The organism is Halalkalibacter sp. APA_J-10(15) (genome assembly GCF_023017105.1).
GTDB lineage: Bacteria > Bacillota > Bacilli > Bacillales > Bacillaceae_D > Halalkalibacter.
Genome location: NZ_JALKEV010000004.1, coordinates 289,005 through 298,602 on the forward strand (window position 1 = coordinate 289,005; position 9,598 = coordinate 298,602).

Annotated in this window: 10 protein-coding genes; 4 read left to right on the forward strand and 6 right to left on the reverse strand. The window is 37.2% G+C overall.

All coding sequences use genetic code 11. From position 1 onward, the window contains the following. Positions 1 to 33: 33 nt before the first annotated feature. The 5 genes from MW695_RS07180 to MW695_RS07200 all read right to left on the reverse strand — a co-directional run bounded on the left by MW695_RS07180 (position 34) and on the right by MW695_RS07200 (position 6,082). Positions 34 to 2,487: a bifunctional diguanylate cyclase/phosphodiesterase gene (locus MW695_RS07180; RefSeq protein ID WP_247104489.1), complete on the reverse strand. Its 2,454-nt coding sequence runs from the start codon at positions 2,485 to 2,487 to the stop codon at positions 34 to 36. Between the two features lie 145 nt (positions 2,488 to 2,632). Next, on the reverse strand, positions 2,633 to 3,382 hold the full coding sequence (locus MW695_RS07185; protein WP_247104490.1) for an EcsC family protein: 750 nt from the start codon (positions 3,380 to 3,382) through the stop codon (positions 2,633 to 2,635). Positions 3,383 to 3,396: 14 nt separating this feature from the next. Further along, entirely contained in the window at positions 3,397 to 4,605 is a 1,209-nt protein-coding gene (locus MW695_RS07190) for an ABC transporter permease (RefSeq protein ID WP_247104491.1), read from the reverse strand. After that, the gene (locus MW695_RS07195) at positions 4,602 to 5,345 is read right to left on the reverse strand and encodes an ABC transporter ATP-binding protein (protein WP_247104492.1); all 744 of its coding nucleotides are present in this window, start codon (positions 5,343 to 5,345) and stop codon (positions 4,602 to 4,604) included. The genes MW695_RS07190 and MW695_RS07195 overlap by 4 nt, the downstream gene beginning before the upstream one ends. A 266-nt stretch (positions 5,346 to 5,611) precedes the next feature. Continuing rightward, a complete protein-coding gene (locus MW695_RS07200; protein WP_247104493.1) occupies positions 5,612 to 6,082 on the reverse strand; it encodes a PCYCGC domain-containing protein in 471 nt (156 codons plus the stop codon). A gap of 136 nt (positions 6,083 to 6,218) precedes the next feature. On the opposite strand from MW695_RS07200, the gene MW695_RS07205 reads away from it, so the two are divergent. Together MW695_RS07205 and serC are read left to right on the forward strand one after the other, a co-directional pair. Next, complete coding sequence (locus MW695_RS07205) at positions 6,219 to 6,653, forward strand: HIT family protein (RefSeq protein WP_247104494.1); 435 nt, start codon at positions 6,219 to 6,221, stop codon at positions 6,651 to 6,653. Between the two features lie 135 nt (positions 6,654 to 6,788). Next, complete coding sequence (serC, locus tag MW695_RS07210; protein ID WP_247104517.1) at positions 6,789 to 7,868, forward strand: 3-phosphoserine/phosphohydroxythreonine transaminase; 1,080 nt, start codon at positions 6,789 to 6,791, stop codon at positions 7,866 to 7,868. A gap of 53 nt (positions 7,869 to 7,921) precedes the next feature. Here the strand turns inward: serC and MW695_RS07215 are convergent, their stop codons facing one another. Then, entirely contained in the window at positions 7,922 to 8,113 is a 192-nt protein-coding gene (locus MW695_RS07215) for a hypothetical protein (protein ID WP_247104496.1), read from the reverse strand. Positions 8,114 to 8,202: 89 nt separating this feature from the next. Between MW695_RS07215 and MW695_RS07220 the strand changes: the two genes are divergently transcribed. Together MW695_RS07220 and MW695_RS07225 are read left to right on the forward strand one after the other, a co-directional pair. Beyond that, positions 8,203 to 8,550 (forward strand): YtxH domain-containing protein, encoded by a 348-nt coding sequence (locus MW695_RS07220; protein ID WP_247104497.1) that lies wholly within the window; start codon positions 8,203 to 8,205, stop codon positions 8,548 to 8,550. Positions 8,551 to 8,722: 172 nt separating this feature from the next. Then, complete coding sequence (locus MW695_RS07225) at positions 8,723 to 9,310, forward strand: HTH-type transcriptional regulator Hpr (protein ID WP_247104499.1); 588 nt, start codon at positions 8,723 to 8,725, stop codon at positions 9,308 to 9,310. Positions 9,311 to 9,598 lie beyond the last annotated feature (288 nt).

The following is a 9,598-nucleotide window of genomic DNA, read 5'->3' on the forward strand; positions in this document are numbered from 1 at the left end:
CGAACAGATTACGTCATCAGCCTTACGTTTGTTTTACGATTGATGGAAAAGCACTCCTTCAATCAATTTGGAATCAAGTGGCTTACTGTAATAATATCCTTGAAGGATGTCACACTTGGATTTTTTTAGAAATGCCACTTGTTCTTTCGTTTCAACTCCTTCCGCAATAACCTTCATCTTTAGATTATGGCCTAAAGCAATGATAGTAGTGATAATATCCCGATCATCATCTACTTGTATATCTTTCACAAAAGATTGATCTACCTTTAAATGATCAATAGGAAATCGTTTTAAATAGTTTAACGAACTGAATCCTGTTCCAAAGTCATCGATTGCAATCTTCACACCTAATTTCTTTAATTCTTTGAGAATGACGATTGCCGTATCGGCATGCATCGCCATCGATTCAGTAATTTCCAATTCAAGAAAGCATGGATCTAACTGTGTTTCCTTTAAAATAGCATCTATTTTTTCAATTAAGTCTGATTGATAAAATTGACGAATAGACAGGTTCACAGATACGACAATCGGGGATAACCCTTTTTGCTGCCACTCTTTATTTTGCTTACAAGCGGTTCTGATCACCCATTCTCCGATTGGTACGATAAGCCCCGTCTCCTCGGCTATCGGTATAAATTCATGAGGTGAAACAATTCCTAATTCATCGTTATGCCATCTAATAAGTGCTTCAACCCCATACAACTCATTTGTTTTCACAGCAATTTGAGGTTGGAAAAGTAACAGAAATTCTTGCCGTTCTAGTGCTTTGTACAATAAAGTCTCCAGCTTTAAATTGTTGTTCGTCATACCTCTAACATGATTCCCATAAATTTGAAAATGGTTTTTCCCTTGCCTTTTTGCATGGTACATCGCGTTGTCAGACTTTTTAATTAAAGCAAGAATGTCCTCTCCATGATGAGGAAAAAAACTTATGCCCATACTAGCCGTAACAACGGCTTCAACCCCATTTAAATTAACAGGCTTAGAAATAGTCTCGATCACATTCTTCGCAGCAGAAATGACCTCTTCCTCACTCGTATTCTTCAATAAAAGGATAAATTCGTCACCACCATAACGAAAAGCCTTTCCTATATCCTTTAACACTTTGCTTAATCGATTCGATACTTTTTTTAATAAAAGATCTCCTATTTCATGACCTAAATTATCATTAATGAATTTAAAGCGATCTAAATCCAAAAAACAAACAGCGACCATTTCACTATTTTCTTTTGCTTCTTTAAGAGCTTGGTCACCGTTCAAACGAAACAAGCGTTGATTCGGTAGCTTTGTTAACGCATCATGGAATGCTAAGTGATTCAATTTTTCTTCTATTTTTTTCTTTTCAGTTATGTTCTTACCAATGCAATGAATGCCAGTCAGCTTTTGATCAATATAAATTGGAATGATCGTAATATGGAAGTACACTCTTTCCCCTTTTTTATTGTAAATAGACGTTTCATATTGATGTGGAGTTCCTTCCAATGCTTTACTAAAATGATGAAGAGTCCTTTCCCTTTCCTCTGGTACAATAAGCGGTAAAAAAGACATTTCTAATAGCTCATCAGCCAAATAGCCGGTTAAGCGTTCAGTTGCCTTATTTACTTGTAGGAACCGTCCCTCTAAATCAAATGTTAAGATTGCATCTACATTAAATTCAAATAATGATTTATATCGTTGTTCACTTTCCTCCAAAAGCCTTTTCGTCCTATTTTGAAGAGTGACATCTCTTGCAATAGCAATAACACCTATGACTAGTTCGTTTAAAATAATCGGAACGGATGTAACACTTAAATCAATCCTTTGGTCAAACTTACTCATAATTGCACTTTCAAATTTCATCGTTTGACCTTGAATGTTTTTCTGAAAGGCGTCTATCGTTTCTTCTCGCTTATCAGGAGTTATAACTGTTTCATAAGACGTACCTATTAATTCACTCAACTTATACTTCAAAATAAACTCACCAGTAGGATTAAGATTCGTAAACGCTCCATTCTCATCTAACGAAAAGATAATATCTGGATTATAGTAGAACAATGAATCAAATTGTTTTATCGTTTTATCTAACAGTCGTTGCGTTTCTCCTGGCTTCCTATAATCTCGAACAGTGCACATGATGAAACTATGGCCTCCTGCCATTTTAATTATACGATGACTCACTACAACTGGAATTCGTTCCCCTTCTTTTGTTATATGCATAGACTCAATCGTAATTGGCTCTCCTTTTCGAATATCTTTAAGTTCTTTATAAACAAAATGCAAAGCACTAGGATCAATAATCTCTAATGGTGACAAGGATAATAGCTCCTTACGACTATACTTCAACAGCTTACAAGCTGCTTCATTTACTTCTACAAAACCTTCTATTTTTAATTCCTTGTTTAATGCAATAACAAAAATAGCATCATGAACGTTACGTAATACATCTATAAGTTCTTCCTTTCTCAAACGAGAATCCATGCGCACCCGATCTTCCTTATCAAATGTCATAAGAACAATCTCCCTCTATGTTGAACTTAGAATCATCATGACCAGTTTATATAGACTTCATTATATAATCATATGAAATGAGTTTATATACCCACTCTAAAATAACCATATATAAGTACAAAAACCGTAAAAAGCTCCTCACTTTTTACGGTTTCCCTCTGGATTCTTTCTTATCCTTTAACAATCTGATCCGATAACCATTCATCGCTGTTTCACCTAAAATCTCTAAAAAGCGATAATTAGCAGTTGCTCCAACAATGGCTCCAAATCCAGGGATAAGCTGTAGCATCTTAGGTAAATCAATATAATCGCGATAATCTAGTTGAAATGACTTCCAATCAACTTCTGCCAAATAGACATCCTTTGAAGGTAATTTCTCTTTTTCTTCTTCCCAATTCTCAATCCGCTCAAGTAACGCAGGTCGTTTTTCTTCACGAGCAAATGCGAGTTGAAATAAATATAGGACGAATAACCGCTCACGATAATCCCGAACATCATAGCCATAAGTTGAAGCTGTATCAAACAAAAATTTCATTTTAATACTTAATAACAGGGGAAAATCAACCATACCAAGTATAATGCCCCCAGCTCCTGTACCAGCCCCTTCAAGTGCCGCGGTTCGTTTATACGAAGTGAGAATTTCCTTGAAACTTTTATCACGTTCAGAAAGACTCAACCCTTGTTTAGGTTCTATTTTCGTTGTGTACTCTGACCCAATTAACGTAGCATGTGTCATATTTTTTATACTTGTGGTCACAAATGTATGCACCTTTTCTGGGATTAACCCATTAACCTTAGCCTGTAAACCTTTTGTATAACGCCCCATCATTGATTGACGCTTCGTCAGTTTTCGTTTCCATCGATCAAGTTCTTCGTAAACCGTTTCTTCATACACAGCGTGTCCCTCCTTTACGACTTTCTCCTTTTATGAATGAGTGTATGACTACCCATATAGCTATAGAACACACCGATCAGTAGGGCCGTAACCGTAATCAGCCACTCTGATGTAAGTAATAGAATGAATACTTGAGCGGCTGTTGCCCCTAATAATAAGCGAAAGCAAAGTTGCGTTAACGCCTGTCTCTTAACAGATTGTTCAATGGGATAGAGATCTACCCATAGGCTCGTATCATAATGATACCAAATCGTTGACAATTGCGTTGTAATCATATGCATAAATAACAGCATAATCGCCAGTTGTAACCAGCCAGTTGGTAAGACAGCCAATATGATCGCAAGAATAACAACTAACCGAATATAAATACCCGCATAATCATTTGCGCGTAGAAAAGTTCGAGTAAATAAATAGTGGTAGACAGACGGACTCGGTTTAATCGAATGTAAGAACCATTGTAAATAACGACGTTCACGGACTTTATTTTTCAATTGAGGAACATCCGTAAAAGCATTGGCAATTCGATAGAAAAAGGTCACCATTCCACGCTCAACATCTAATAAATGCTCCCACTTAATCGTTTGTTTGTTCGCTATTTTAGCAAAATAAAAACAGTAAAGGATCGCCATTAACGCTAGTAATGCAAGTATTAAAACCAAATCAGCTCCTGAGAAAAGCAAGTAAATAAAAGCAACATTAATAACTCCACGTAAAGCAAAATGAGAATGACGTTCTATTGCATGTTGGAACCTCTGCTCCTCAAAGCTTGTTAAGACATTCCAACCTTTTACGATAATTAGCATACCTATTATATAAATAATAGGACCTGCATAACTAGAATAATTCATATATAAAGGGGATAACAGAACAAATGCAACTAGAACGAATACACTTTGAATGGCATATGAATACCATTTACAAGCTTGAAAGTAACCAGATAGCTGTGATTCATATGGTAATAGAAACACTAGATCACCAGGCTTTACAAAAGTACGTACACCACTTCTAGTGAGTAAATGCCCAAACACGAGAACATACACCCATATTGCCGGGAAGTCCGCTGGAAGCCAATCTAAAAAGAGGCTATAATAATAACTTCCAATAATAATGAGAAAGTATACTGTAAATAGAAAGCCACTGTTTCCGATTAAACGTAAATAACGAATCGCTTCATTCCAGTAAACAGTCAGCCTTTCTCGCCACAAAGTTAATCCATCTTTCATACGCGTTCTTCCTTCGTCATTTCGATATAAATATCATCCAACGTTGCATTCTTCATCCCTGTTTGCTCTTGCATTTGCTGTAAAGTACCTTCAAGTAACACTTTCCCTTCATGTAACATAACAAACCGGTCACAATAACGTTCTGCTGTCGCCAGAATGTGAGTCGACATTAAGACCGCAGCCCCTTTGGTTTTCATCGTATCTAACCAGGTTAAAAACGATTGAATGCCAATTGGATCAAGTCCAACGATCGGCTCGTCTACGATGTAAACAGGTGGTTCAACTAAAAAAGCACTCATGATCATCACTTTTTGGCGCATTCCTTTTGAAAAGTGACTAGGAAACCAGTGTCTCATCTTTTCCATTCGAAATTCAGTTAATAATGTATTCGCACGTTCTTCAAACGTATCCATTTCAAGATCGTAAGCAAGTGCTGTCACTTCTAAATGCTCCCACAGCGTCAGTTCATCGTATAAAATTGGCGTTTCTGGAATATAAGCAAGTGAACGACGATATGTATGTAAATCATCTTGTAAAGTCATTCCATTCACATGAATTGTCCCTTGATCTGCTTGTAATAAACCCAGAATATGCTTAATAGTCGTGCTCTTCCCAGCCCCATTCAATCCAATTAATCCAACCATTTCAGCAGGCTCTACTGAAAATGAAATATGATGTAAAACAGGCTTTCGTGGGTGGTACCCTCCTGTTAAATCTTGAATTTGCAACCCTTTTGACATAGCGTCACCACTCCTTCCCTTCTATATTACCAAAAATGGACATATATTCTCTACTATCTTGACAAAGCTTTTGCTCTTTCGACTTGACCTCTAAGCAAGTAGTGTAGTCGCTATATCTTTTAAAATCTTGTAGTGAGTGGTTTCCTCGCCACAAGACGCGTAGCGAACGAAGCTATCGCCATATTTTTTTGATGCTTTTTGAACAGGTTTATATAGAAAGTAAGCCGAAAGATCACGCATCTTTTGGCTTACTTATTTAACCCTTTCTATAAAACAGGTGTAGGTGTCGGCTCAGGATATCCTTGTTGATACACGTCATCCACAATTTGACGAATCTCATCAACAGACAAACCTTGATCTGTTAATACCATTGACATGTGAGCAATTTCTAAGCACACTCCACATTTTGCTCCATGGTCGTCCCAAACAACTGATTCTTCTTCGCGCTCATAAATGAAGCAATCGTAAGTATGTCGATGACCGACGAACTCTCCGCACCCACAATAGCAAGGAATATGAACGAGTACATCCTCATAATGAACGGCTCGACTGTATATATCTGCAATCGTGTCTGAATAATGATCTAAAAATTGTGGTAATTCCTCTGCTGCTGTTTCTTCACGCAAATCTCCATTTATTTGATGACCGTTATGAGGAGAAGCCTTCTCTGTTTCTTCTCCATCAGTACACCCTAATAATAAGAACGCCAATGCGAATCCAATAAATATCTTCTTCATTCTATCACCTCTACGAACTCTTTCCTTCAGTATATCATTTCAAGTAGCAGACAAGTATAGCAATCCTGTGAAGCTTCACTTGCAACAGCGTCTTTAAGTCGGTATAGTGAAAGAAAAATATGGAAGGATGATCACAATGACGCACGATCCAAATTGTATTTTCTGCAAAATAATAAGAGGAGATATTCCTTCTTACAAATTGTATGAAGATGATCACGTCTACGCCTTTTTAGACATTAGCCAAGTAACGAAAGGACATACGTTGATCATTCCAAAAGAACATTACAAAGATGTATTTGAGTTACCAACTAACATCGCTAGTCACCTTTTCTCCGTTGTCCCTAAAATCGCTAACGGTTTAAAGCATGCTCTAAATCCAATAGGAATGAATATGATTAACAACAACGGTGAAAAAGCAGGACAAACCGTTTTCCATTATCACATTCACTTAATCCCCCGTTTTGGAAAAGGAGATGGCTACGGAGCTGTATGGAAAGACCATAGCTCTGAATATACACAAAATGAATTACAGCAAGCTGCAAAAGCCATTTCCACTTTTATAAAAAGCTAACGTTTGCACATTTTTTTTATGAAACTTTCGGAAAATACAAAAAACACAAAACATATTTCACTCTTTTTATGATAGGATAAGGTTAATGACGTACTATCATATTTAAGCTAAGGGAAAAAGGAGATGGATGAAAACATGGAAGCTGTTTACAATTTTAATGCTGGTCCTTCAGCATTACCTAAGGAAGTTCTTGAGCGTGCTCAGCAGGAACTAACAAATTTCTCCAATACAGGTATGTCCGTGATGGAATTAAGCCATAGAAGTAAAGAGTATGAGGCTGTTCATCAAGAAGCAATTGATCATTTGAAGGAGCTATTAAACATTCCTGATAACTATCAAATTCTCTTGCTTCAAGGTGGAGCAAGTCTACAATTTGCTATGATTCCATTACAGTTTTTAATTGAAGGGAAAATTGGAAATTACATTATAACAGGCTCATGGTCAGAGAAAGCGATAAAAGAAGCTAAATTAATTGGCGAAACGTTTATCGGTGGTTCAGCAAAAGAGAATCAGTTTCGCTCAATTCCTGACATTCAATCATTGCAATATAACGAAAATGATGCTTATGTTCATCTTACATCTAATAATACGATTTTCGGCACGCAATGGCATGAATTCCCAACGATCACTCATGCCCCGTTAATTGCTGATATGTCTAGTGATATCCTTTCACGTTCGCTTAATGTCGATCAATTTGGAATTATTTATGCAGGTGCTCAGAAGAACCTTGGACCATCTGGTGTAACAGTTGCGATTGTCCGCGAAGACTTATTAGAAGCAGATGTTTCGCATGTACCAACTATGCTTCAGTACAAAACTCACTCTAATGCGAATTCTCTTTATAACACACCACCGTCTTTTTCCATCTATGTGCTAAACCAAGTTCTAAGATGGGTGAAAGAGCAAGGTGGCGTCGAGATACTCGAGAAACGAAACGTAGCTAAAGCAAAGCTTATATACGATGCAATCGATGAAAGCAATGGTTTTTATAGAGGTCATGCTGAAGAAGCACGTTCGAATATGAATATTACCTTCAACCTTCCTAGCGAGGAACACAATAAAGCCTTCTTAGCAGAAGCAAAGGAACTAGGTTTTGTCGGTTTAAATGGTCACCGTTCTGTTGGCGGCTGTCGCGCTTCAACGTATAACGCTGTTCCAGTTGAAGCATGTGAAAAGCTTCGTGACTTCATGAAGTCATTCCAAGAAAAGTCATAAAGTACATGCTAGGTATCTTATAGGAGTGAACATCTCCAATAAGATACCTCCTTTTATAACATAAGTAAACAATAAATAACCATACAACCACTAATAAAAAATGTTATCACAATGTAACTAAATGAACGATAGAAAACCTTCTTACTTTCCTTTTTCTTTTCCTTTATAAGTCGAATACTTATGTATATAAGACTATAGGTTGTTAATAGAAAAATTGAAACAAACAATAACGTCAGCGCCTCCATCTGTTTTCCCTCCTTACCTATGTATATGAAGGGTGGAAAGGAAATAGACTATAGGCGAAAGACGTTCAGAAAATAGAAGGAGGGATAGAATGAACGTGAAGTCTTTATCAATCGGTCTAATTGCTGGTTCACTTATTGCAAGTGGTATCACACTATTCATCACACCGACGTCCGGTAAGGAATTACAAGCACGATACGCCAAACGATTAAAAGCCGGAAAAGGATCTTTTCAGCAACTAAAGCAACAATGCTCTGACACAACAGCCAAATTAAAACAAACCATTCACATTACAAAAGAACAAGGCCAAGAATTAGCCCATGAATCAAAAGAAATCATCGAGAACTATCGTCAGGATATCGAACCATCACTAGAACGATTGAAAAACGATATTAATAGTTTGCAACAGCAAGTAAATAACTTGAAAGATTGTGACTAAGCTGAACTTGCAAGAACAAATTAAATTTTCGAAAAGTTTGAAATAAACACATATTTACCTTTTCTTTTTCTATGAACCTTGTCATAATATAAGGAAGTTATATTGTGATAGAGATAAATAAGAAGCTAGGTTCTATTTTGGAGGAAGAGATCTATTCGTTAGGGGGAGGATTATGGAACAGTCGGCAGAAAGCTCCTTAAAACAGTCCGTTATTTTTAGTCACAAAGTTGCACAATTAAGTAAAGCATTGTGGAAGTCCGTAGAGAAAGATTGGCAAAGTTGGATTAAACCATTTGATTTAAATATTAATGAGCACCATATTTTATGGATTGCCTATCACCAGGACGGTGCATCGATTTCGGATATTGCGAAGTACGGAGTGATGCACGTGTCTACCGCCTTTAATTTTTCGAAAAAACTAGAAGATAGAGGCTTGCTGCTATTTTCAAAGAAGGAAAACGATAAACGAAATACGTATGTCCAATTAACAGAGGAAGGCAAGGCTCTCTTCCTTCAAACATTGGAATGCTATCAGCCTGATACGTATGGTGTCTTTCAAGGAGCTTTACCAATCAAAGGATTGTATGGTAAATTCCCTGAATTCTCTGAAATTATGAGTATTCTTCGTCATATTTACGGAAACGAGTTTATTGAAATGTTTGAAGAAACACTACAGAAATTTGATGAGAGTTTCTATGAAGAAGATGGTCAACTTCAATCAACCACAAAAGAAAATGAATATGTAACAGAAGGAGTTTAGCTTATTAAGCTAAGCTCTCAGCCTGTCGACTTTGTCGACAGGCTTTTTTGTTTAGTAGTCAGGGTTCGGCCCTCCGATCTCGCTACCGGGATGGGGGGCACGCTTTCCGCAGGCGGGCGTTGAACTAACCGGCTGCGCCGGTGGATTTCAACCTGCCCTTCCCTCCTGCAGGAGTCGACCCTCCCATCCCGTCCGCTTTTTCTAGTGGGAAAAAGGAATGTTGCTTCTCTTCAAAATAAAGACAGGTAATCAGTTTTTTTCTATAATATAAGTGAAAAAAGGACAGGG

Bases quoted from the DNA above. Each gene is read 5' to 3' on its own strand.
- MW695_RS07200 (WP_247104493.1), bottom strand. From the start codon at position 6,082: ATGAAGAAGATATTTATTGGATTCGCATTGGCGTTCTTATTATTAGGG.
- MW695_RS07225 (WP_247104499.1), top strand. From the start codon at position 8,723: ATGGAACAGTCGGCAGAAAGCTCCTTAAAACAGTCCGTTATTTTTAGT.
- MW695_RS07195 (WP_247104492.1), bottom strand. From the start codon at position 5,345: ATGTCAAAAGGGTTGCAAATTCAAGATTTAACAGGAGGGTACCACCCA.
- serC (WP_247104517.1), top strand. From the start codon at position 6,789: ATGGAAGCTGTTTACAATTTTAATGCTGGTCCTTCAGCATTACCTAAG.
- MW695_RS07180 (WP_247104489.1), bottom strand. From the start codon at position 2,487: ATGACATTTGATAAGGAAGATCGGGTGCGCATGGATTCTCGTTTGAGA.
- MW695_RS07215 (WP_247104496.1), bottom strand. From the start codon at position 8,113: ATGGAGGCGCTGACGTTATTGTTTGTTTCAATTTTTCTATTAACAACC.
- MW695_RS07190 (WP_247104491.1), bottom strand. From the start codon at position 4,605: ATGAAAGATGGATTAACTTTGTGGCGAGAAAGGCTGACTGTTTACTGG.
- MW695_RS07220 (WP_247104497.1), top strand. From the start codon at position 8,203: ATGAACGTGAAGTCTTTATCAATCGGTCTAATTGCTGGTTCACTTATT.
- MW695_RS07205 (WP_247104494.1), top strand. From the start codon at position 6,219: ATGACGCACGATCCAAATTGTATTTTCTGCAAAATAATAAGAGGAGAT.